Origin of the sequence: Amycolatopsis sp. lyj-109 (assembly GCF_046548995.1) — a bacterium.
Taxonomy (GTDB): domain Bacteria; phylum Actinomycetota; class Actinomycetes; order Mycobacteriales; family Pseudonocardiaceae; genus Amycolatopsis.
This window is the reverse complement of the sequence record NZ_JAJPWR010000029.1, coordinates 1-22,659: the sequence shown is the minus strand read 5'-3', so window position 1 is coordinate 22,659 and position 22,659 is coordinate 1. Positions and strand designations below refer to the sequence as shown.

21 protein-coding genes are annotated in these 22,659 nt (G+C 71.1%); 11 read left to right on the top strand and 10 right to left on the bottom strand.

The window, feature by feature from the left end; genetic code table 11:
* Positions 1–175 precede the first annotated feature (175 nt).
* Together ACLJQF_RS41100 and ACLJQF_RS41095 are read right to left on the bottom strand one after the other, a co-directional pair.
* Positions 176–427, bottom strand: coding sequence for a hypothetical protein (locus ACLJQF_RS41100; RefSeq protein ID WP_410615711.1), 252 nt, complete (start codon positions 425–427; stop codon positions 176–178).
* A 119-nt stretch (positions 428–546) separates the two neighbouring features.
* Positions 547–1,710, bottom strand: a complete 1,164-nt coding sequence (locus ACLJQF_RS41095; RefSeq protein ID WP_410615710.1) for a lactate 2-monooxygenase — start codon at positions 1,708–1,710, stop codon at positions 547–549.
* A gap of 113 nt (positions 1,711–1,823) precedes the next feature.
* On the opposite strand from ACLJQF_RS41095, the gene ACLJQF_RS41090 reads away from it, so the two are divergent.
* The gene (locus ACLJQF_RS41090) at positions 1,824–2,984 is read left to right on the top strand and encodes a saccharopine dehydrogenase family protein (RefSeq protein ID WP_410615709.1); all 1,161 of its coding nucleotides are present in this window, start codon (positions 1,824–1,826) and stop codon (positions 2,982–2,984) included.
* On the opposite strand, the gene ACLJQF_RS41085 is transcribed toward ACLJQF_RS41090, so the two are convergent.
* Complete coding sequence (locus ACLJQF_RS41085) at positions 2,950–4,470, bottom strand: flavin-containing monooxygenase (protein ID WP_410615708.1); 1,521 nt, start codon at positions 4,468–4,470, stop codon at positions 2,950–2,952. The two genes, ACLJQF_RS41090 and ACLJQF_RS41085, sit on opposite strands and share 35 nt — an antisense overlap.
* Before the next feature lie 67 nt (positions 4,471–4,537).
* Here ACLJQF_RS41085 and ACLJQF_RS41080 point away from each other — a divergent pair, with 67 nt between their 5' ends.
* A complete protein-coding gene (locus ACLJQF_RS41080; protein ID WP_410615707.1) occupies positions 4,538–5,128 on the top strand; it encodes a TetR/AcrR family transcriptional regulator in 591 nt (196 codons plus the stop codon).
* A 179-nt stretch (positions 5,129–5,307) separates the two neighbouring features.
* Positions 5,308–6,147 (top strand): chitosanase, encoded by an 840-nt coding sequence (locus ACLJQF_RS41075; RefSeq protein ID WP_410615706.1) that lies wholly within the window; start codon positions 5,308–5,310, stop codon positions 6,145–6,147.
* Positions 6,148–6,153: 6 nt separating this feature from the next.
* On the opposite strand, the gene ACLJQF_RS41070 is transcribed toward ACLJQF_RS41075, so the two are convergent.
* Genes ACLJQF_RS41070 through ACLJQF_RS41060 form a run of 3 tightly spaced genes read right to left on the bottom strand, consistent with a single transcriptional unit; the run spans position 6,154 to position 8,303 of the window.
* Complete coding sequence (locus tag ACLJQF_RS41070) at positions 6,154–7,140, bottom strand: PHP domain-containing protein (protein ID WP_410615705.1); 987 nt, start codon at positions 7,138–7,140, stop codon at positions 6,154–6,156.
* A 9-nt stretch (positions 7,141–7,149) separates the two neighbouring features.
* The gene (locus tag ACLJQF_RS41065; RefSeq protein WP_410615704.1) at positions 7,150–7,653 is read right to left on the bottom strand and encodes a metallophosphoesterase family protein; all 504 of its coding nucleotides are present in this window, start codon (positions 7,651–7,653) and stop codon (positions 7,150–7,152) included.
* A complete protein-coding gene (locus ACLJQF_RS41060; protein ID WP_410615703.1) occupies positions 7,650–8,303 on the bottom strand; it encodes a GntR family transcriptional regulator in 654 nt (217 codons plus the stop codon). Before ACLJQF_RS41060 ends, ACLJQF_RS41065 begins: the two co-directional genes overlap by 4 nt.
* Before the next feature lie 79 nt (positions 8,304–8,382).
* Between ACLJQF_RS41060 and araD the strand changes: the two genes are divergently transcribed.
* The 3 genes from araD (at position 8,383) to ACLJQF_RS41045 (ending at position 13,274) form a co-directional block, all read left to right on the top strand.
* The gene (araD, locus tag ACLJQF_RS41055) at positions 8,383–10,095 is read left to right on the top strand and encodes an L-arabinonate dehydratase (RefSeq protein WP_410615702.1); all 1,713 of its coding nucleotides are present in this window, start codon (positions 8,383–8,385) and stop codon (positions 10,093–10,095) included.
* 143 nt (positions 10,096–10,238) lie between these two features.
* Positions 10,239–12,023, top strand: coding sequence for a VanW family protein (locus ACLJQF_RS41050; RefSeq protein WP_410615701.1), 1,785 nt, complete (start codon positions 10,239–10,241; stop codon positions 12,021–12,023).
* 51 nt (positions 12,024–12,074) lie between these two features.
* Positions 12,075–13,274, top strand: coding sequence for an MFS transporter (locus ACLJQF_RS41045; RefSeq protein WP_410615700.1), 1,200 nt, complete (start codon positions 12,075–12,077; stop codon positions 13,272–13,274).
* 34 nt (positions 13,275–13,308) lie between these two features.
* Here ACLJQF_RS41045 and ACLJQF_RS41040 read toward each other — a convergent pair whose 3' ends face one another.
* A complete protein-coding gene (locus ACLJQF_RS41040; RefSeq protein ID WP_410615699.1) occupies positions 13,309–13,587 on the bottom strand; it encodes a hypothetical protein in 279 nt (92 codons plus the stop codon).
* Between the two features lie 208 nt (positions 13,588–13,795).
* On the opposite strand from ACLJQF_RS41040, the gene ACLJQF_RS41035 reads away from it, so the two are divergent.
* Positions 13,796–15,070 (top strand): diguanylate cyclase, encoded by a 1,275-nt coding sequence (locus tag ACLJQF_RS41035; RefSeq protein WP_410615698.1) that lies wholly within the window; start codon positions 13,796–13,798, stop codon positions 15,068–15,070.
* Between the two features lie 85 nt (positions 15,071–15,155).
* Here the strand turns inward: ACLJQF_RS41035 and ACLJQF_RS41030 are convergent, their stop codons facing one another.
* Positions 15,156–16,508 (bottom strand): TrpB-like pyridoxal phosphate-dependent enzyme, encoded by a 1,353-nt coding sequence (locus ACLJQF_RS41030; protein WP_410615697.1) that lies wholly within the window; start codon positions 16,506–16,508, stop codon positions 15,156–15,158.
* Between the two features lie 77 nt (positions 16,509–16,585).
* Between ACLJQF_RS41030 and ACLJQF_RS41025 the strand changes: the two genes are divergently transcribed.
* Positions 16,586–17,251 carry a dienelactone hydrolase family protein gene (locus ACLJQF_RS41025; RefSeq protein ID WP_410615791.1) on the top strand — a complete coding sequence of 222 codons (666 nt, stop codon included), beginning with the start codon at positions 16,586–16,588 and terminating at the stop codon, positions 17,249–17,251.
* Positions 17,248–18,003, top strand: coding sequence for a phosphatase PAP2 family protein (locus ACLJQF_RS41020; RefSeq protein WP_410615696.1), 756 nt, complete (start codon positions 17,248–17,250; stop codon positions 18,001–18,003). Before ACLJQF_RS41025 ends, ACLJQF_RS41020 begins: the two co-directional genes overlap by 4 nt.
* Here the strand turns inward: ACLJQF_RS41020 and ACLJQF_RS41015 are convergent.
* Positions 17,948–18,295: a hypothetical protein gene (locus ACLJQF_RS41015; protein WP_410615695.1), complete on the bottom strand. Its 348-nt coding sequence runs from the start codon at positions 18,293–18,295 to the stop codon at positions 17,948–17,950. The two genes, ACLJQF_RS41020 and ACLJQF_RS41015, sit on opposite strands and share 56 nt — an antisense overlap.
* 44 nt (positions 18,296–18,339) lie before the next feature.
* Here ACLJQF_RS41015 and ACLJQF_RS41010 point away from each other — a divergent pair, with 44 nt between their 5' ends.
* On the top strand, positions 18,340–19,212 hold the full coding sequence (locus ACLJQF_RS41010; protein WP_410615694.1) for a pentapeptide repeat-containing protein: 873 nt from the start codon (positions 18,340–18,342) through the stop codon (positions 19,210–19,212).
* A gap of 129 nt (positions 19,213–19,341) precedes the next feature.
* Positions 19,342–20,820, top strand: a complete 1,479-nt coding sequence (locus tag ACLJQF_RS41005) for a non-reducing end alpha-L-arabinofuranosidase family hydrolase (protein ID WP_410615693.1) — start codon at positions 19,342–19,344, stop codon at positions 20,818–20,820.
* 61 nt (positions 20,821–20,881) lie between these two features.
* On the opposite strand, the gene ACLJQF_RS41000 is transcribed toward ACLJQF_RS41005, so the two are convergent.
* Positions 20,882–22,429 carry a hypothetical protein gene (locus tag ACLJQF_RS41000; RefSeq protein WP_410615692.1) on the bottom strand — a complete coding sequence of 516 codons (1,548 nt, stop codon included), beginning with the start codon at positions 22,427–22,429 and terminating at the stop codon, positions 20,882–20,884.
* Between the last annotated feature and the right edge of the window lie 230 nt (positions 22,430–22,659).

Below are 22,659 nucleotides of genomic sequence, written 5' to 3'. Positions count from 1 at the left end.
TTGGTCCAAGGATAGCCGTGGGTGACGAAGCGGGCTTCCGAATATCCCCGCGACGTGACCGGCCACACCCGGACCTGGCCCCGAGCGCCCCAATGTGGCCTTCGGTGCGTCAGACGCACCGAAGGCCGCCTTGGGTGCGTCAGACGCAACCAAGGCCGCCTTGGGGCGCTTGGGATCAGCCGGGCTGGCCGGGCTGCTGCGGCGGCTGGATCGGGGCCTGCTGCTGCGGCGCGCCCTTGGCCCGCTTCATCGCCACCGAACCACCGATCAGCGCGATGCCGACCAGGCCGAGGACGATGCCGAACAGCGGCTGCATGTCGCTGGCCCAGGACAGGATCCGGAACTCGTAGTCGAACTGCTCGAGAATGATGGTGCCGAACCCGAGCACGGCGCACAGCACGCCGATCCGCATCATGATCGAAGACATGGGAATACCCCCTGGTGAAAGGACTGATGGAACCACCGGTCCGTCCCCGAGCGGCCGTGGCGAAGCAGAACCGTAGCGGCCCCCGGCCCGGCTGTCTCCGGAATTCCCGATTTGTTACCTCATGTCCGCTGGAGCGAGCCCGGGCCCAGGTCAGCCAGGGTGCGATGCCCCGAAAGCCCCATGGTCAGGTCGAAGTCCGCCAGCAGGCTGCGCAGGACGTGCCGGACGCCGTCCTCGCCCGCGTGGGCCAGGCCGTACACCCACGGGCGCCCGACCAGGACCGCCCGCGCGCCCAGGGCCAGTGCCTTGAGCACGTCGGCGCCGGTGCGGATGCCCGAGTCGAACAGCACCTCCAGCCGGTCGCCGACCGCCGCGACGATGCCCGGGAGGGCCTCCAGCGCGCCGATCGCGCCGTCGACCTGGCGGCCGCCGTGGTTGGAGACCACGATGCCGTCCATGCCGGCCTCGGCCGCGCGGCGCGCGTCGCCGACGTGCTGGATGCCCTTGAGGACGATCGGGCCGTCCCAGTGCTCGCGCAGGAACGGCAGCTGGTCCCACGTCCGGTCGGTGCCGGTGAGCATGCCGATCCACCGCAGGATCGCCATGTTCGGCTCCTCCTCCGGCGTCTTCTCCAGCAGGCCGCGGAAGACCGGGTCGGTGAACGGGACGGCGCAGCCTTCGCCCTTCAGGAACGGCAGGTACGCCTGGTCCAGATCGGACGGTCGCCAGGCGAGCGTCCAGGTGTCGAGGGTGACGACCAGGGCGGTGTAGCCGGCCTTCTTCGCCCGGGCCAGCAGGCTCGCGCAGACGTCGGGGTCGCCGGGCCAGTACAGCTGGAACCAGCGCGGGCCGTCGCCGTTGGCCGCGGCGACGTCCTCGATGCCGGTCGACGACGCCGTGGACAGGATGAACGGCAGGCCGACCGAGGCGGCGGCGCGAGCGGTCGCGGACTCGGCGTCCGGGTGGACGATCGACTGGACGCCGACCGGCGCGACGGCCACCGGCGCGGGCAGCCGGGTGCCGAGCACCGTCGTGGCCAGGTCGCGGTCGGTGGCTCCGGTCAGCATCCGCGGCACCACGCGCCAGCGGTCGAACGCCTCGCGGTTGGCGCGGGCGGTCGCGCCGGAGCCGGCCGCGCCCGCGACGTAGGAGAACGGCCCGGGTGCCATGACCTCGCGCGCCGACGCTTCGAGCTTCGTCGCGTCGGTCGAGCACGGCGGCAGCTGACCACCGAGTCCCTGCAGGTAGATCTCGTTCTGATAGCTGCCGAAGCGTTCGGTCACGGTGGCCTCCTCGCGGTCGAGAGGGGCACTGTACCCGCCGGTAGTTCACCCGGCGCCGGGAACTGACCGGCGGGTAACCTAGGCCCCGCGGACGTCCCTTCGAAGGAGCAGCCATGCGCACGTACGACGTGGTCCTGTTCGGCGCCACCGGATTCACCGGCGGCCTGACCGCCGAGTACCTGGCCCGCCACGCGCCCGCCGACCTGCGCTGGGCGCTGGCCGGGCGCAACCGCGGCAAGCTCGAAGCCGTCCGGACGCGGCTCGCGGAGCTCGACGACCGGTTCGGCGCGCTCGACCTGCTCGTCGCCGACTCCGGCGACCGGGCGTCGCTCGCGGCCGTCGCCGAGGCCACCAAGGTCGTGATCACGACCGTCGGCCCGTACCTGACGCACGGCGAGCCGCTGGTGGCGGCGTGCGCCGAAGCGGGCACCGACTACGTCGACCTCACCGGCGAGCCCGAGTTCGTCGACCGGATGTACCTGGCGCACGACCGGCGGGCCCGCGAGACCGGCGCCCGGCTGGTGCACGCGTGCGGATTCGACTCGATCCCGCACGACCTCGGCGCCTGGTTCACCGTGCAGCAGCTGCCCGAAGGCGTGCCGCTGAAGGTCGACGGCTACGTCCGGGCCGGCGGGATGCCCTCGGGCGGCACGTTCCTCAGCGCGCTGACCATCATGTCCCGCCTGCCGGCCGGGGCCCGGGCGGCCCGCGAGCGGGCGGCGGCCGAGCCGCGGCCGGCCGGGCGGTTCGCGCGCGCCCCGCTCGGGCGCCCGCACCGGGTCGCCGAGCCGGGCTGGTGGGCGGTGCCGCTGCCGACGATCGACGCCGAGGTCGTCCGCCGGTCGGCGGCCGCGTCCGAGCGCTACGGCCCGGACTTCACCTACCGGCACTTCGCCGCGGTGAAGCACCTGCCGGTGCTGGCCGGTGGGATGGCCGGGGCGGGCGCCCTGCTCGCCGCGGCGCAGATCCCGCCGGCCCGGCGGGCGCTGTCCCGGTTGCTGGCGCCCGGCAACGGCCCGAGTCCCGAGCGGCGCGCGCGGTCCTGGTTCTCGGTGCGGTTCATCGGCGAAGGCGGCGGTTCGCGGGTGGTGACCGAGGTGTCCGGCGGCGACCCGGGCTACGACGAGACGGCGAAGATGCTGGCCGAGTCGGCGCTGTGCCTGGCGACCGACGACCTCCCGGAGACGGCGGGCCAGGTGACCACGGCGACCGCCATGGGCGGGGCGCTCGTGGACCGGCTCACCAAGGCGGGCCTGCGTTTCGCGACGCTCTGACGGTGTCGGATCCGCCGGGGTTCGCAAAGTCCGTGGTGATCTCGTAGTCGCCTTCGCGGAACTCGCCCACCTGCGACCGCAGCCGGCCGGTCGAGAACGGCCAGCTGAAGCTGTTGCGCCCGTTGACATCCGTGTAGTAGCTCGAACAGCCGCCGGACTGGTACACCGTGCCCGGCAGCGCCGCCTGGACCTTCGCGTTGAACGCCGCCTGCGCCTCCGGGCGCACCGACAGCACCGTGCCTTTCGCACGCAGCGTCCGCGTCACCGCCGCCACCGTGTGGCGCAGCTGGGCCTCCAGGATCATGAACGCCGACGAGTGCCCGGTGCCGAGGCTCGGGCCCAGCAGCAGGTACAGGTTCGGGAAGCCGGCCACCGTCGTCCCCGCGTACGCCTGCGGACTGCCCTTCCAGTGGTCGTCCAGGCTCCGGCCGTCGCCGTCGAAGACGCGGGACGACACCGGCATGTCGAGGATGTGGAAACCCGTGCCGAAGACGATCGCGTCGACCTCCGCCGACGAACCGTCCGCACCGCGCACCCGGTTGCCGGAGACGGACCGCACCGCCGTCGGGTGAACGTCCACATGGGACTGCGTCAGCGACCGGTAGTACGTGTTGGACATCAGCAGCCGCTTGCAGCCCAGCGTGTAGTCCGGGGTCAGCGCCCGGCGCAGCGCCGGATCCCGCACCGCGAGCCGCAGGTGCGCGAGGCCGATCTTCTGCACCTGCCGCAGCAGCCACGGGTGCCGGAACCCGAAGCCGAGCGTCTCCATCGCGCCGTACTCCGCGCCGCGCAACGCCCGCTGCAGTGCCGGGAACCGCCGCAGCAGGAACCGCTCGACGCCGGGGACGTGGTGGTCCGGCTTCGGCAGCACCCACTGCGCGGTGCGCTGGAACAGGTGCAGCCGCTTCACTTCGGGCACGATCCGCGGGACGAACTGGACCGCGGACGCGCCGGTGCCGATCACCGCGACACGCTTGCCCGCCAGGTCGTAGCCGTGGTTCCAGCGCGCGGAGTGGAAGACCTCGCCCGGAAACTCGCCGAGCCCCGGCAGGTCCGGGATCAGCGGCTCGTGCCAGGGACCGGTGCCGGCGACCAGGACCCGGGCGCGGTAGGGACCTCGGGTCGTCTCCAGTTCCCAGCTGGCCTCACGGGCGTTCCACTGCGCGCGCGTCACCTCGACGCCGTGGCGGATCTTCCCGGTGACGCCGAAGCGGTCGGCCGTCTTCTGCAGGTACGCCCGGATTTCGGCCTGGCCGGCGAACGCGCGCGTCCAGCCGGGGTTGGGCGCGAAGGAGTAGGAGTACAGCGCGGACGGGACGTCGCAGGCGCAACCGGGGTAGGTGTTGTCGCGCCAGGTCCCGCCGAGGGCGTCGGCCTTCTCCAGCACGGCGAGGTCGCCGACGCCGGCCTGCGAGAGGCGGATGGCGGCGCCCAGCCCCGACGCCCCGGCACCGATGACGAGGACCGCGAAGTGGCGTTGTTCCATTTTCGGAGACTAACAGTATCCGAAAACCATCGGTACCCCAATTCCGTTGTTCGCTAGAGTCGGCCGCATGGCCCGACTCACCCGCGCGGAAAGCCAGGCGCGCACCCGCGAGCAGCTGATCGAGACCGCCAAGCTGCTCTTCCTGCGCGACGGCTACTCGGTGACGTCGCTGGAGAAGGTCGCCGACGAGGCCGGGTATTCGAAGGGCGCGGTGTACTCGAACTTCCGCAGCAAGGACGAGCTCTGCCTCACGGTGCTCGACCGGATCCACGACGAGCAGGTCGCCCTGATCGCCGAAGCACTGGCCGGCGCCGAGGGCGTGGAGGGGCTGCTCGCGGCGTTCCAGGCCTGGGCCGAGCGCAGCATCGGCGACGAGGCCTGGACCGCGCTCGAGGTCGAGTTCGCCGTGAACGCGCGGCGCGACCCGCACGTGCGCGCCGAACTGGCGGCGCGAGACAAGGCCATCCGCGACACCATCGCCGGCCTGCTCACCGGGTACGCCGAGCGGTTCGGGATCACGCTCCCGATGTCGGCCGACGACGCCGCGACGGCGTTGCTCAGCCTGGGCATCGGCCTCGGCGTGCAGCGCGCGATCGACCCGACGATCCCGGTGTCCGTGCTACCGGACGTCATCCGCCTCTTCTCCGGGGTGCACTGACCGGTGAAGGTCCTTTGAGGACCCGGCACGGTGGTCTGGACCGTTCACGAACATGAACGGATTCCGCCTCTTGTGGAGCTCGCTGACTCTTCGCTACCGTGTCGCTACGCCGCAGCTCCACCCGCATCACCCGTACCGCCGTGATCCGACGGCGCACCCGCGGAAAGGGTCTCTTCCCCATGAGCAAGAAGTTGCGGCCGGTCCTCATCGGCACACTCGGCGCCGCCTCCGTCGCGGCCCTCGTCATCACCACGCCCGCGTTCTCCTCGGCCGCGCCGGCGCCCGTGGCCGGCGCCTCCGTGTTCGCCGCCGGCGACCTTTCGGCCCCGGCCAAGAAGGAAATCGCGATGAAGCTGGTATCCAGCGCGGAAAACTCCTCGCTGGACTGGAAGGCGCAGTACAAGTACATCGAGGACATCGGCGACGGCCGCGGGTACACCGCGGGCATCATCGGCTTCTGTTCCGGCACCGGCGACATGCTCGAACTCGTCGAGGCGTACACGAATTCGGTGCCGGGCAACCCCCTCGCCAAGTACCTTCCGGCGCTGCGCAAGGTGAACGGCACGGACTCCCACGCGGGCCTCGGTTCGGCGTTCGAGAGCGCCTGGAAGCAGGCCGCGGCGACGACGGCGTTCCAGACCGCCCAGAACAACGAGCGCGACCGCGTGTACTTCAACCCGTCGGTCAACCAGGGCAAGTCGGACGGCCTGAGCAACCTCGGCCAGTTCGCCTACTACGACGCGATCGTGATGCACGGACCCGGCGACAGCTCGGACAGCTTCGGCGGCATCCGCAAGGCCGCGATGAAGAAGGCGAAGACCCCGGCCCAGGGCGGCGACGAGGCGACGTACCTCAAGGCGTTCTTCGCTGCCCGCAAGGTGATCATGAAGCAGGAAGAGGCACACGCGGACACGTCCCGGGTGGACACCGAGCAGGCCAAGTTCCTGAGCGAGGGGAACTTCGACCTGCACACGCCGTTGAAGTGGAAGGTGTACGGCGACTCGTACACGATCAACTGAGCCGGGCTATCGGGTCAGGAGCGCATCCGCCGTCCGGGTGTTCAGGATGCGCTCCGGCCCGATCCCCGCCTTGATCGCGCGCTCGCACCCGTAGCCCAGCCAATCCAGCTGGCCCGGCGCGTGCGCGTCGCTGTCGATCGTGAAGTCACACCCGATCTCCGCGGCCAGGCGCAGCAACCGCATCGGCGGGTCCAACCGCTCCGGGCGGGAATTGATCTCCACCGCGACGCCGTTCTCCCGGCACGCCGTGAACACCGCTTCGGCGTCGAACTCCGACTCCGGACGCCCGCGGCCCACCACCAGCCGGCCGGTGCAGTGGCCCAGCACCCGGACGTGCGGGTTGCGGACCGCCGCCACCATCCGGCGGGTCATGTCCCGCTTCGGCATCCGCAGCTTGGAATGCACGCTCGCCACCACGAAGTCCAGCTCCCCCAGCAGCTCCTCTTCCTGGTCGAGCGATCCGTCGTCGAGGATGTCGACCTCGATGCCCTGCAGCAGGCGGAACGGCGCCATCAGCTCGTTGGCCTTCGCCACGATCAGCATCTGCGTCCGCAGCCGGTCCGGGGAGAGCCCGTTCGCGACTGTCAGCCGGGGCGAGTGGTCGGTCAGCACCATCCACTCGTGGCCGACGTCCCGGCCCGCCACCGCCATCTCGCCGATCGAGCTTCCGCCGTCCGACCAGTCCGAATGGGTGTGGCAGTCGCCGCGCAACGCCGAGCGCAACGGCTCGCCGTCCGGCAGTTCCTTCTCGACGAGCTTGCCCCGGTACGCCGGATCACGGCCGGCCAGCGCGTCCTCGATGACTCCGGCCGTGGCCTTCCCGATGCCCGGCAACGACGTCAGCGTGCCGTTCTCCGCCAGCTGCTTCAGCTTCTCGGCGCCGATCTTGTCGACCGTCGCCGCCGCGCTGCGGAACGCCCGGACGCGGTAGGTCGGTTCCCCCGCGCGTTCGAGCTGGAACGCGATCTCCCGCAACGCCCATGCCGGATCCATGGGACCTGTCTACCCCCTCCGGGGCAGGTGATGCAGCTCGACGTCCACCAGCGCGCCGTCTTCGACGCGGCACGTCTGGTACGTGCAGTGCGGCTGGCGACGGCGGTCGGTCGGCGAACCCGGGTTGAGCAGCCGCATCCCGGACGGCGCCACCGTGTCCCACGGGATGTGGCTGTGCCCGAAGACCAGCACGTCGGTGTCCGGGAACTGCGCGTCGCACCGCTGCTCACGGCCCTGCTTGGCGCCCGTTTCGTGGATCACCGCCAGGCGCACGCCGCCGAGCTCCGCCCGGGCGATCTCGGGCAGCCGCGCCCGCAGCGCCGGGCCGTCGTTGTTGCCGTACACGCCGATCAGCCGCTTGCTGCGCCCCTCGAGCTCGTCCAGCAGGGCGACCTCGACCCAGTCGCCCGCGTGCACGACGACGTCGGCGGCCGCCACCTCGGCCCACACCTGCGGCGGCAGCTCGCGGGCGCGGGCCGGCAGGTGGGTGTCCGAGATGAGCAGCAGCCTCATCCGATGGCCGTCAGCACCCGATCGAGGAACCCGCCGATGTGGTCGCGCAGCAGGGCGGCCGCGCCCTCGGCGTCACCCTTCTTCGCCGCGGCCAGCACCGCCCGGTGCTCGGTCCACTCCTTCTTCCAACTGGGGTTGGCCTCCCAGCCGACGACGCTGATCAGCGCCGCGCGGTCCTTGAGGTCGTCGAGGATGCTGACCAGCAGCGGGTTGCCGCAGCCGCGGTAGAGGGCGCGGTGGAAGCGGCGGTTCAGCAGGCTCAGCGCGGCCTGGTCCTTGTCCGCGATCGCCGACGACGCCTCCTTCAGCGCCTCCGCCGCGTCTTCCAGCAGCTCGGGGTCGTTCCGCTCGACGGTCCGCCGGACAGCCTCGGGTTCGAGCACCATCCGCACGTCGTAGACGGACTTCGCGAGCTCGGCGTCGACCGTGATCACCGACGCGCCCTTGTACGGGCTGAACGTCACCAGCCCGGAGTTGGACAGCACCTTGAGCGCCTCGCGCACCGGGGTCTTCGAGACGCCGAGCCGCGCGGCCAGCTCCGCCTCGACGAGCGGCTGGCCGGGCACCAGCTCCCGGGTCAGGATGGCGCGGCGGATCTCCTCCAGGACCACTTCGGTCCGGGAGGCGGGCAGGCTGAACGTCCCGGTCATCGGCGCGCTCCCTAGTTCGTGTGCGGAACCCATTCAACCAGGTCAGGCAGATCGTATATCAGATGCCATACTGGATCGCATGAAACGACCCGAGGAACTCCGCAGCCACCGGTGGTTCGGCGGCGACGAACTGCGCAACTTCAGCCACCGCGCCCGCAGCCGCCAGCTCGGCTACAACCCGGAAGAGCACCTCGGCAAACCCGTCATCGGCATCCTCAACACCTGGTCGGACATCAACCCCTGTCACATGCACCTGCGTGAACGCGCCGAGCAGGTCAAGCGCGGCGTCTGGCAGGCCGGCGGCTTCCCGCTGGAGTTCCCGGTCGCCACCCTGTCGGAGACCTACCAGAAGCCCACCCCCATGCTCTACCGCAACCTGCTTGCCATGGAGACCGAGGAGATCCTGCGGTCCTACCCGATCGACGGCGCCGTCCTGATGGGCGGCTGCGACAAGACCACGCCGGCGCTGCTGATGGGCGCGGCAAGCGCCGGGTTGCCCGCCATCTTCGTCCCGGCCGGCCCGATGCTGCGCGGCCACTGGCGCAACGAGGTCCTCGGCAGCGGCACCGACATGTGGAAGTACTGGGACGACAAGCGCGCGGGGCTGATCGGCGACGCCGAAATGTCCGAACTGGAGCGCGGGCTGGCCCGCTCGCCGGGACACTGCATGACCATGGGGACGGCGTCCACCATGACCTCGGCCGCCGAGGTGCTGGGCATGACCCTGCCGGGTGCCGCGTCGATCCCCGCCGTCGACTCGGCGCACCACCGGATGGCCGCCGCCAGCGGCGCGCGGATCGTCGACATGGTGTGGGAGGACCTGACCATCACGCAGGTCCTGGACAAGCGGGCCTACGCCGACGCGATCACCACCGTGCTCGCGCTCGGCGGCTCGACCAACGCCGTGATCCACCTGATCGCGATGGCCGGCCGCAGCGGGATCCCGCTTTCGCTGGCCGACTTCGACGCGATCGCGCGGCGCGTACCGGTGCTGGCGAACCTCCGCCCCGGCGGCGACTGGCTGATGGAGGACTTCTACTACGCCGGCGGCCTGCCCGGGCTGCTGTCGCGGCTGACCGACCTGCTGCACCCCGACCGGCTCACCGTCACCGGCCGCACCCTCGGCGAGAACCTCGCGCCGGCGCGCGTCCACAACGACGACGTCATCCGCACGCGGGACAACCCGGTCGCCGCCGAGGGCGGGGTCGCGGTGCTGCACGGGAACCTGGCGCCGTCGGGGGCGGTCATCAAGCACATCGCGGCCGAGAAGCACCTGCTGACGCACACCGGCCCGGCCGTGGTGTTCGAGAACTACCCCGACCTGAAGAAGCGGATCGACGACCCGTCGATCACCGCGGACTCGGTGCTGGTGCTGCGCGGCTCCGGCCCGCTGGGCGGCCCCGGCATGCCCGAGTACGGGATGCTGCCGATCCCCGCCCACCTGCTCGAACAGGGCGTCCGGGACATGGTCCGGATCTCCGACGCGCGGATGAGCGGGACGAGCTACGGCGCCTGCGTCCTGCACGTGGCCCCCGAGTCGCACGTCGGCGGCCCGCTGGCCCTGGTCCGCGACGGCGACCTGATCACCTTGGACGTTCCTTCGCGCACCCTGCGGCTCGAGGTGTCCGATGAGGAACTGGCGCGGCGGCGTTCGGAATGGACCGCGCCGGCCCCCCGGTTCGAGCGCGGTTACGGCGCGCTCTACACCGAACACATCACGCAGGCGGACGAAGGCTGCGACTTCGATTTCCTGGCCCGGGCCGGCCACAACCCCGAGCCCGACGCCGGCTGACCGCGTTGTGCCGCAAAGGGGCACTTTCACGTGAAAGTGCCCGGTTGATCCCCCGTTAGGGCGAGTCGTACGGCTTGTCCGGGTGCCCCGTACGCTGATCCCGGCACCGACGCAACCCGGTGCCGCGTCGAAGGGGTGGAGAGTTGCCGTACGAACCGCACTGGCCCGACTCGCACGGCGAGCAGACCGACGTCCTGCCGGTCGTCCGGCCCGAGCCGGCACCGGGCCCCGCCACCGCGAAGCGCTCCTTCCGCAAGGCCGGCCTGATCGCGGGCGGCGTGTTCGGCGTGCTGGTCGCGATCTACGGGATCGACCTCCTGATCAGCCAGGGCAGTGTCCCGCGCGGGGTGACCGTGGCCGGCGTCGACGTCGGCGGCATGGGCCGCGAGGCGGCCGAGCAGGAACTGCGCGGGAAGATCGAGCCGCGGCTGACGCGCCCGCTCGCCGTCACCGCGGGCGAGTACCACGGCACGCTGTCGCCGACGCTCGCCGGACTGAAGCTCGACTGGCCGCAGACCCTCGACCAGGCCGGCGAGCAGCCGCTGAACCCCTTCACGCGCCTGTCGTCGCTGTTCTCCAGCCGCGAGGTCGGCGTCGTCAGCCACGCCGAGGAAGCCAAGCTCACCGCCGCGCTCGAGACGCTGCGCGGCCAGGTCGACCGCGACCCGGTCGAAGGCACCGTGAAGTTCGAGGGCGTCGACCCGGTCGCCGTGCCGCCGAAGACCGGGCAGAAGCTCGACCTGCCGGCCGCGACCGCCGCCGTCGTCGAGAAGTGGGCGAGCGGGGAAACCCTGGCGCTGCCGGTGACGAACACGCCGGTGCGCACCACGCCCGAAGGCGTCCAGGCGGCGCTCGACGGCTTCGCGCGGCCCGCCGTCTCCGGCCCGCTGGTGGTCAAGGGCGAAGGCAAGAACGCGACCGTGAAGCCGGAGGCGATCGCCACGGCGCTCAGCTTCGAACCGGCCGAGGGTGGCGGCCTGACGCCGAAGATCGACAACAAGAAGATCGCCGAAGCCGCCGGGCCGCAGCTGAAGTCCACCGAGAAGGAGGGCAAGGACGCGACCGTCGTCTTCGAGGGCGGCAAGCCCGCGGTCGACCCCTCCACCGACGGCCGGACCGTCGACTGGGACCCCAGCCTCAAGCCGCTGCCCGACGTGCTGAAGAAGACCGACGGCCGCGAGGTCCCGGCCATCTACAAGGACAGCCCGGCGAAGGTGACCACCGACCAGGCGAACCAGCTGGGCATCAAGGAAGTCGTCGGCGAGTTCAAGACCGAGAAGTTCGCGACCGACTCCGGGGTGAACATCCGGACCGTCGCCCAGAAGGTGAACGGCGCCATCGTCAAGCCCGGGGAAACCTTCAGCCTCAACGGTTTCACCGGCCCGCGCGGCACGGCCCAGGGTTACGTCGAGGCGGGCGTGATCAAGGACGGCGCCCCCGGCCGCGAGGTCGGCGGCGGCATCTCGCAGTTCGCGACCACGTTGTACAACGCGTCCTACTTCGCGGGCCTGAAGGACGCCGGGCACAAGGAACACAGCTACTACATCAGCCGTTACCCCGCCGCGCGCGAGGCGACGGTGTTCCAGAACCCCAACGGGTCCAGCGTCATCGACCTCAAGTTCACCAACGACTCGCCGACCGGCATCGCGATCCAGACGATCTGGACGTCGTCGTCGATCACCGTGAAGCTGTGGGGCACCAAGCGCTACACCGTCGAGTCGATCCCGGGCGGCCAGTCCAACCAGAGCGACCCGCCGACCAAGCCGGGCCCGGCGGAGAACTGCCACGCTTCGAACGGCGCGCAGGGGTTCACCACCTCCGACACGCGTGTGCTGAAGGACGTCGCCACCGGCCGCGAAGTGAGCCGCTCGACCCGGACCGTCCACTACAACCCGCAGCCGAAAATCGTCTGCGGCGAAGGCCAGTGACCTCCTAACGGCCGTTCACGCTGGGCGTCCGCGGCGGTACGCTGTGTGCCCATGACGGCGCGCGCGGTGAGCTTCCGGGACGTCCTCGCCGTGTCCGAGTTCCGGGCGCTGTTCTCGGCCCAGCTGGTCTCGGTCACCGGTGACCAGCTGGCCCGGGTCGCGCTGTCGATCCTGGTCTACGACCGGACGAACTCGCCGGGCTGGGCCGCGCTGACCTACGCGCTGACGTTCCTGCCGGACCTCGTCGGCGGGCCGCTGCTGTCCGGGCTGGCCGACCGGCACCCGCCGCGGACGGTGATGGTCCTGGCGGACGTCCTGCGGGCGGTCGCGGTGGCCGCGATGGCGGCGCCCGGGCTCCCGCTGCCCGTGGTGGCGGCGCTGCTGGTCGGCGTCCAGCTGTTCAACCCGGTCTGGAACTCCGCGCGGGCGGCCCTGCTGCCGCAGGTGCTGCCGGGCGAGACGTTCGTGCCCGGGATGGGCCTGCTGATGATGCTGGTGCAAGCGGGCCAGGTCGCCGGGTTCGCGCTCGGCGGGCTGCTCGTGGCCGGCCTCGGCACCGGCGGCGCCCTCATGGCGGACGCGGCGAGCTTCGCGGTGTCGGCCCTGTTCCTGACCGCCGGCGTCCGGCCGCGGCCGCCGCGCGAAACCTCCGGCGTCCGGTGGTGGCCGCACGTCCGGGCGGGCTGGTCCGTCGTGGCCGGCGACCGGCAGCGGCTCGCCCTGGTGGCGCTGGGGTGCGTGTCGGGGTGCTACATCGCGGGCGAGGCGATCGCCGCGCCGTACGCCGCCGAGCTCGGCGGGGGCGCGGTGGTCGTCGGACTGCTGCTCGGGGCGTTCGCGCTGGGGAACGTGGCCGGCATGGCCGTGCTCTCGCGCATCCCGCACGCGCAGCGGGCGTCCTTGCCGGGGCCGCTCGCGGTGCTGGCCTGCGCGAGTTTGCTGGGCTGCGCGCTGAAACCGGACCTGGTGGCCACGTTGGCGCTGTTCACGCTGTCCGGAGTGGCCAGTTCGTACAACTTGATCGCCAACACGACGTTCGTGCAGCTGACACCGGACGCCCAGCGCGCCCAGGCGTTCGGGTTCGCGCTGACGGCGTTGCGGGTTTCGCAGGGCCTGGGCGTGGTGCTGGCCGGCGTGGCGGCCGAACGGGTGGCCCCGCACGGCGTCGTCGCGGGCGCCGGGGCGATCGGTGTGCTGGCGGCGTTCGGTGCGGCCCGGCTGTGGCGGCGGGCACAGCCGGATCCCCGGTGACCGGCCCCGCCGGGTACCGGTCACCGGGCACGGGTCAGGGCCGCGTCCAGTCGGTCGGGATCCGGCGCGGGGTCCAGTCCGTGGGGCACTGCGCTGGCGCGACGCCGGGCCGGGTCCAATCGGTCGGCAGCTCGCGGACGGTCCAGTCGGTGGGCAGTTCGCGGGCGGTCCAGTCGGTCGGCAGCTGCCGCGGGGTCCAGTCGGTCGGGATCGCGCGGGTCCAGTCGGTGGGGAGCTGCCGGGTCCAGTCGGTCGGCCGCTGCGCGCGCCGGCGGGACGGGACGATGTTGGCGTTGGGCAGGAAGTGCGACATGATTTCTCCAGTTCGTAAGGGATTTTGCACAGTGCGTGACCGGACGGTAGCCCGACCAGCCTAGTGACACACCGCGTTCATTCGATTACAGTGACGAATTCTGCGAAGAGTTCCATCCTGAGCAGAAGGGCGTTTCGTGGGATTGTCCGGGTCCCCAGGGCGAAAGCCCAGCTCAGAACGTCCACGATCAGGTATCCGAAGGTGGGCGATGTGGAAGCTGGCCACTCCGGTGTTCGGCTACGTCCTCATCGTCGACGCACTGGCGCTGATCGCGGTCCTTTCGACGGCCGCGCTGGTGCCGATCACCACCCAATCGCTGCTCTGGTGTGGACTGATCCTCGCCGGTGAGGTCGTGCATCTCGAAGCGGCGCAACGCATCGAGCGCATCCGCGAGCTGGCCGCCGACGGCCGGCCGCACATGCACCTGCAGTCGATCTGGATCTTCGCCGGGCTGCTCCTGCTGCCGCCGCCGTTGGCCACCTTGGTCATCGTCGTCAGTTATGCCCATTCCTGGGTTCGCGTCTACAAACGGCGGGGCGTGATTCACCGGAAAGTGTTCTCCGGCGCCACGGTGATCCTGGCGTGCGCCGCCGCGGGGGCGGTGCTGTGGGCCGGCACCGGACACGTGGCGCCTTATGTTCCCTATCTGGACGGCTTCGGCGGGATGATCGCGCTGCTGACGTCCGGGATCGTCTACTTCGGCCTGAACTACGTGCTCGTGATCGTGGCGATCCTGCTGAGCAACCCGGGCAAGCCGCCGCGGCAGGCGTTCGGCAACCCGTCCGACGTGCTGATCGTGCTGGCCGCGGTCGGCGTCGGCTGCGGCATCGCGCTGGTGATGACGGTCCGGCCATGGCTGCTGCCCGTGCTCATGGTGACGCCGGTGGCGCTGCACATCGGCCTGCTGCTCCCCCAGTTCCAGGCGGCCGCGCGCACGGACTCCAAGACGGCCCTGCTCGCGCCGGAGTTCTGGGTCCAGCTGGCCCGCAACGAGCTGGCCCGCGCCGCGGAGCTGTCCTCGACGGCCGGCGTGCTGATGATCGACATCGACCACTTCAAGGCCATCGACGACGGCAACGGCCACCTGGCGGGCGACGAGGTCCTGCGCGCGGTCGCGGCGGCGATCCAGGGCTCGGTCCGCGGCGGCGACTACGTGGGCCGCTTCGGCGGCGACGAATTCGTCGTGCTGCTCCCGGGCACGACCAGCGCGGAGATCACGTCGGTCGCGGACCGCATCCGCACGGCGATCGCCCGGATCGAGGTCCCGGTCCCGGTGATCCGCCCGGGCAAGCCCGAGGTGATCAGCGGCCTGACGGCCTCGATCGGCGCGGCGGTGTACCCGGAAACGGCGACCGAGTACACGATCCTGCTGCAGGCAGCGGACGACGCGGTGTTCGAAGCGAAGGCGGGCGGCCGCGACCGCGTGGTCCTGGCGACCGCCCGCACCGAGCTGGCCCGCCCGGAGGTCCCGGACGTCCGCTGAACTTCGTGAAGGCCACCTTGAGGAAGGTGAACTTCGTGAAGGCCACCTTGAGGAAGGTCAACTTCGTGAAGGTGGCCTTCACGAACTACGGCAGGGTGGCGAGCGAGGCTTCGAGCGTCGCCTCGGAGAGTTCGTCGTCCACGATGTTCCCGGCGAGGTACGCGCCGTACGCCGGCAGGTCGAGGTGGGCGTGGCCGCACAGCGCCGTGAGGATCACCTTCTCCTCACCGGTTTCCTTGCACCGCAACGCTTCCTGGATGCACGCCGCGAGCGCGTGCGTCGGCTCGGGGGCCGGGATGATGCCTTCGGACCGGGCGAACCGCACGCCCGCCGCGAAGCACTCCTGCTGGCCGATCGCCAGCGCCTCGATCAGGCCGAGTTCGTAAATGTGCGAGATCAGCGGGGACATCCCGTGGTAGCGCAGGCCGCCCGCGTGGATCGGGTCCGGGATGAACTCGTGGCCCAGCGTGTGCATCTTGAGCAACGGCGTCAGCCCGGCCGTGTCACCGAAGTCGTAGGCGTACTTGCCGCGCGTCAGGGACGGGCACGCGGCCGGCTCGACCGCGCGGATCACCGGGTTCATCCGGCCGGCCAGCTTCTCGCGCAGGAACGGGAAGGCGAGCCCGCCGAAGTTGGAGCCGCCGCCGGTGCAGCCGACCAGGACGTCGGGGGTGTCGCCGGCCAGCTCGAACTGCTTCAGCGCTTCTTCGCCGATGACCGTCTGGTGCAGCAGCACGTGGTTGAGCACGCTGCCCAGCGCGTACCGCGTGTCCGGGTCCTGCGCCGCCTGCTCGACGGCTTCGCTGATCGCGATGCCGAGGCTGCCGGTGGAGTCCGGGTGCTGCTTGAGGATCGCGCGACCGGACTCGGTCAGCTCGGACGGGCTCGGGTGGACGGTCGCGCCGAACGTCTCCATCATCAGCTTGCGGTAGGGCTTCTGGTCGTAGGACGCGCGCACCTGCCAGACCTCGCACTGGAGACCGAACTGGGCGCAGGCGAAGGCGAGCGCGCTCCCCCACTGGCCGGCGCCCGTCTCGGTGGTCAGCCGCGTGACGCCTTCGGCTGCGTTGTAGAACGCCTGCGGGACAGCGGTGTTCGGCTTGTGGGAGCCGACCGGGCTGACACCCTCGTACTTGTAGTAGATCCGCGCGGGGGTGCCCAGCGCCTTCTCCAGCCGGCGCGCCCGGAACAGCGGCGACGGGCGCCAGAGCCGGTAGACCTCCCGAACCTCTTCCGGAATGTCGACATAGCGATCAGTCGTCACTTCCTGGGCGATGAGCGCCTGCGGGAACAGCGGCGCGAGGTCGTCCGGGCCCACGGGCTCGCGCGTGCCAGGGTGCAACGGCGGTGGCGGCGGCTCGGGCAGGTCGGGGATGACGTTGTACCACTGGGTCGGGAGATCGCTTTCGTCCAGGACGTACTTGGTCCGCTCAGCCATCACGCCTCCTTGGTCGGCACCTCAACTTAGGACGCTCCCGGCCACCGAACCAGTACGGTGATCGGGTGACGAACCCGATGCTCGCCGACCTCCCGATGTGGCAGCCCCCGTCCGGCCGCGGGCCGGGCCTGGTGCTGGTCCAGGAGATCTTCGGCCTCGACGACTACCTGCGCTCGGTCGCGGCGGACCTGGCCGCCGCGGGCTACGTGGTGGCGGTCCCGGAGCTGTTCCGGCGGACGGCGCCGGGCTGGTCCGCCACCCACGACGAGGCGGGGGTCGCCGCTTCGATGAAGGTGGCGGCCTCCTTCGACCCGGCGCTGGGACTGTCGGACGTCCTCGCCACGGTCGCGCACCTGCGTTCGCTGCCGTCGGCGACCGGTGGCGTGGGCGTCCTGGGGTTCTGCCTGGGCGGCTCGCTGGCGTTCGCGGCGGCGGCCGAGGGCGACCCGGACGTGGCGGTGTCGTTCTACGGCTCGACGGTGGCGGCACAGATCGACGGGCTTTCCCGGATCGCGTGCCCGATCCAGTTCCACTTCGGCGGCCAGGACCCGTACATCCCGCGCTCCGACGTGGCCGTGGTGGAGGCGGCCGTCGCCGCGCACCCGGGTGCGGAGATCCACGTGCAGGAAGAGGCCGGGCACGCGTTCCACAACAACGTGGCGCCGATGTTCCACCACCCCGAAGCGGCGGCCCGGGCCTGGGAGCTGACCACGGAATTCCTGCGGCGGACCCTGCCCGCGTGAAGGCTGCGCTCTTCCGGGGTACCGGCGGGCGGCCCGGCGTGCTCGTCGAGGCCGGCTTCCTGGTGCTGTGGTTCTTCATCTTCGCGCGGCTCGACGCCCTCGTGGGCAAGGATTTCGCGGCCGCCGAAGCCAATGCGCTGGCCCTGCAGACCGTGGAACACCTGGCGCACCTCGACATCGAGCGGAGCGCGAACGCCTGGCTCGCCGCGCATCCGGTCCTCGGCCACCTGGCGGTGTACCTGTACCGGCTGTACTACCTGGTGGTCGCCGGCGTGCTGCTGTGGGTGTTCGTCCGGCACGCCGAGGTCTACCGCCACGTCCGCCGGACGATGGTCGCGATGATGGCCCTGGTCCTGCCGGTCTACTGGGCGGTGCCGATGTCGCCGCCGCGGTTCGCCCTGCCCGGCACGGTGGACATCGTTGCCCGGTACGACTTCCTGGGCCTGGAGAGCTGGACGCATCCCACCCACCACACGGCGATGCCCAGCATGCACGTCGGCTGGTCGCTGTGGTGCGCGTATGCCGTGTGGACGGCGCTGCGGGGCACACACCCACGTCTGGCGCTGTCGGCGTGGTTGTTCCCGGCGCTCATGGTGGCGGACGTCTTCGCCACCGGGAACCACTACGTCCTGGACGTCGCGGGCAGTGTCGCGCTGCTGGCTGTCGCCGTCTCGGCCGCGACGCTGTGGGGGCGCCTCACGGCCCTCCGCAGAACTTCCGCTCGGCTGCGGACGGATCCGCGGGAACGGTGACGCCCGTCCGGTGCCAGGCGCCGGTCAGGTTGTCCCAGAACCGCTGGAACGTCAGCGGATCCCGGGTCGAGCGCCGGATCTCCGCGAGGTCGCCGCAGCCGAGCGCGTGCCGCGCGGCGGCCACCTGCTCCGGGGTGACCGCGCCGGGCACGGCGAAGTTCCCCGACGGGTGGACCGGCGCCGCCGGGTCGGCGTGCTCGGCGAGCAGCCAGGCGTTGCCCAGCGGCTTCGAGTGGCCCGACCGGATCGGGGGCCGCGCTCTAGGATCTCGCCGTGGCTTCGACGAATTCACAGACCACCGGACTTTGGTCCATCCGAAGGCACATCGTCGCGGTGGTGCTGATCGGGCTCAGCGTGTTCGCGGTCGCCGCCGCGCTCCTGTGGCTGGCACTGGGCCTGCCCGCCGCGCCGAGCCCGGACACCCGGCTGAACGTCGTCAAGATCGCGTTGTCGGTGGTGGCCGGGGTCGGCGGGGTCGTCGCACTGGTGGTCGCCTACCGCAAGCAACGGATCGGCGAGGTCGCCGAAGCCCGCGAGCGCGTCAAGGTGCTGAACGAGCGCTTCGCCTGCGCGTGCGCCCAGATCGGCCACGAGAAGCCGACCGTCCGGCTCGCCGGGGTCTACGCCATGGCCAGCCTGGCCGACGAATGGCTCGAACAGCGCCAGGTGTGCATCGACGTGCTGTGCGCGTACCTGCGTATTCCCTACGAGCCCGCGGTGAATTCGCCGTGGTACCACGACGAGGAATCCGAGGTGCGCCTCTCGATCACGAGCGTGATCAGCGATCACCTCCGCCCCGGGGCACCGGTCAGCTGGCAGGGTCACGAGTTCAACCTGCTCCGGGCCGTGCTCCGTTCGGCCGATTTTGCGGACATCCGGATGACCGGCGGCCGGCTGCTGCTCAGCCTGGCCCGATTCCCCCCAGGCTGGATCTCGTTCGACGGAATGCACGTCAGCGGCGGCGAAGTCTGGTTCGGCGGCGCCACGTTCGACGGCGCCCGGGTGACATTCGAAAACGCCGAATTCAGCGGGGGCCGCGTCCAGTTCGACGGCGCCGCGTTCACCGGCGGCGAGGTGAGCTTCCGCGGCGCCCGGTTCACCGGCGGCGAAGTCGACCTCTCCGAGGTCAGCGTCGACGACTACACCACGCCACCCGTGTTCGACGAGTGGGAGACCCCGCCGCCCGGGCTGCTGCTGCCCGGCGACTAGGGCAAATGGTCGTTTCCGCTTCCGTTGTCGAATATATTCGACAACGGAAAAACGTTGACTGTGAGCGCGCGAATGATTACATTTTTCGAGCCTGATTGTTAGCGCGAACAAGTCCGCGAAGGAGAACCCATGAGGTCATCCCACCGTGCGGGTCGCGTCCGGCGCAGCCGTGCCAGGCGCGCGCTGATCACCTTGCTCAGCACCGTTCTCGCAGCCACCGCGGCGGCCGTGCTCACCCCCGCTGCGGCGTCGGCGGCCACCGTCGACCCGGGTGCGTGGTACGTGCTCGTCAACCGCAACAGCGGCAAGGCGCTGGACGTCGCGAGCGCGTCCACCGCCGACGGCGCGGCGATCCACCAGTGGTCCCGGCACGACGGCGCCAACCAGCAGTGGCAGTTCGTGGACTCCGGCAACGGCTACTACCGGCTGAAGTCGAAGAACTCCGGCAAGGTCCTCGACATCGGCAACTGGTCGACCGCCGACGGCGCGAAGGTCCAGCAGTGGACCGACCTCAACGGCACCAACCAGCAGTTCAGCCTCGCCGACTCCGACGGCGGCTACCTCCGGCTGCTCAACCGCAACAGCGGGAAAGCCGTGGAGGTGACCGGCGCCTCGACCGCGGACGGCGCGGCCGTCGTCCAGTACGGCGACTGGAAGGGCGCCAACCAGCAGTGGCAGCTCGTCCGGCTGGGCGACACCGGCTCGTGCGCCCTCCCCTCGACCTACCGCTGGTCTTCGACGGGCGTGCTGGCGAACCCGAAATCGGACTGGGTCGCGCTCAAGGACTTCAGCAGCGTCGTCTACAACGGCAAGCACGTGGTCTACGGGTCGACGACCAACTCGGCGGGGGCGTACGGCTCGATGGCCTTCAGCCCGTTCACGAACTGGTCCGACCTGGCCTCGGCCGGCCAGAACGGGATGACCACCGGCACCGTCGCCCCGACCCTGTTCTACTTCGCGCCGAAGAACATCTGGGTGCTCGCCTACCAGTGGGGCCCGACCACGTTCAGCTACCGGACGTCGAGCGACCCCACGAACGCGAACGGCTGGTCCTCGCCGCAGACGCTGTTCACCGGCACCATCCCCGGCGGGGCGCCCCTCGACCAGACCCTCATCGGCGACGGCACGAACATGTACCTGTTCTTCGCCGGCGACAACGGCAACATCTACCGCGCCGGCATGCCGATCGGGAATTTCCCCGGCAGCTTCGGCTCGTCGTACACGACGATCATGAGCGACACCACGGCCAACCTGTTCGAGGCGGTCGAGGTCTACAAGGTCAAGGACCAGAACCAGTACCTGATGATCGTCGAGGCGATGGGCGCGAACGGCCGCTTCTTCCGCTCGTTCACCGCCACCAGCCTGGGCGGGACGTGGACCCCGCAAGCCGCCACCGAGAGCAACCCCTTCGCGGGCAAGGCCAACAGCGGCGCCACCTGGACCAACGACATCAGCCACGGCGACCTGGTCCGCACCAACCCCGATCAGACCAAGACCATCGACCCCTGCAACCTGCAGCTGCTCTACCAAGGCCGGGACCCGAGCTCCGACGGCACCGACTACAACCACCTGCCCTGGCGGCCGGGCGTGCTGACCCTGCAGCGCTGACCGCTGACCGCTGACCGGGCCGGCGCCCTCGTCCCGCTGCGGGCGAGGGCACCGGCGCCAGCTAGATTCCCGGCATCGGCGGCCAAGGCGGATCCACCGGCACGTGCGGGTCGCGCGCGCCCGCCCACCAGCCGGCCGCGGCGGCCACCGGCAGGCACGCCGCGGCGAGGATGAGACCGAGGGCGACCGTCGAGGCGTGCTCCTGGGGGTGGCCGAGCGTCCAGCCCAGCGCGGGGGTGACGGCGGCCAGTCCGGTCAGGACGCCGGCAGCGGCGACCACCAGCATGCGTGCCGAGACCAGGGGCCGTGGCACCACGACGAGCGCGATACCGATGGCGATCAGGCACCCGGCGGTCACCAGCCAGAGTCCGGTCGTCGACCCGGCGTTCGAGCCCAAGACCACCACGATGCCGCTGAGCGGGAAGGCAAAGAAGAGGAACAAGGCGATCGGGAGCGCCGCGACGAGCCCGCGGCCGCGGCGGGCGCGCACCCGGCCGGCCGCCACCATCGTCCCGATCAGCATCGCGAGCAGGGCGAGCGGCCCGGCCGTGAGGAGGTCGTCCCCGATCACCCGGCCGAACGCGGTGAGCGGTGCCGGCCGGAGGTCCAGCCCGGTTTCGGCGACCACGACCGGCACGCGGCGCCAGGCCCCGTCGGGACCGCGCACCGCCAGCCCTTCCACCCCGTTGGCCACGATCACCTGGTGTCCACCCGCGACGGCGCGGACGGAGAGCGCCACACTGGCCAGTTTGGACACCCGGGTCACCGAGCCGGGAAACGGGTGCTGCCGCTTGACGAAGTCCCACCGCGCGGCGGGCACCTCCCAGGCCGTGTGCCAGGTCCGGCCCGCGTCCGTCGTCTCGTCGACGCCGAGCAGGCGGCCTCCGCGGGTGTCCTCGGAGTCGACGACATCGGCGCCGTGCACCCGGTAGCAGTGCTCGGCGGCCTCGGGCGCGCAGGCTTCGACCTGCTGCCGGGGCTCCGGCCAGGGCGTCGGGGGTGCCTCCGACAGGAACCTCCAGCCGTCGACGCCCGAGGTGGAGACGTAGATCCCCCCGTCCGCCTCGATCATCACCTGCGTGCCTTGGCTTCTCACGGAGTCGACCGACGGGAGCGTCGTGGAGGGGGCCGACGTCGCGGTGATCGCCAGCAGGGTGAATGGCGCCACGAGCACCACCCGCACCCGGAACGCCGCCGCGCCGTCTAGCGCCGGAGGGGCGGCCGCCACCCGGCGCCAGGCCCACCAGGACAGGCCCAGCGCGGGCAGCGCCACCAGATCCGTCGGATCGGCCAGGACCACCGAAGGCCCGTTGACGACCGACCACGCCGCCGATGCGCCGCCGGCGCCCGCGGCGGTCAGCTTGACCAGCGCGAACCCGGCCCCGGTCGCCAGCACCGCGGCCGCGGCGGCGGTGCGGCGGGCGAGGAACAGGCCGAGCAGCAGCCCGAGCACCGGCGGGGCCACCAGCAGCCCGGCGACGTCGCTGAGCTTGCCGGTGACCGGTCCCGGCCAGACGTGTTTGAACACGTGGTCGTTCAGCAGCAGCACCGCGGTGGCGCCGACGAGCAGCGGATGCGCCAGCCAGCGCAGGAAGACCCCAGTTCGCACCTGGTACAGCCTGCGGTGCGGTGATCACGGCCGTGACACGGCTCGGCCCCGGATCGGGTCGGGAGCTAGTGCTACAGGGACACTTGTGTGCGTGACCCTGGGGAAACAAGGTCACCGTTTGCCGTGGCTGGTGGTCGTGAGTGGTAATTCGGGTTTGAACCCGAATTACCACTCACGACCACCAGCCACGGCAAACGGTGACTTTCCCCAGGTCACGCACACAAGTGTCC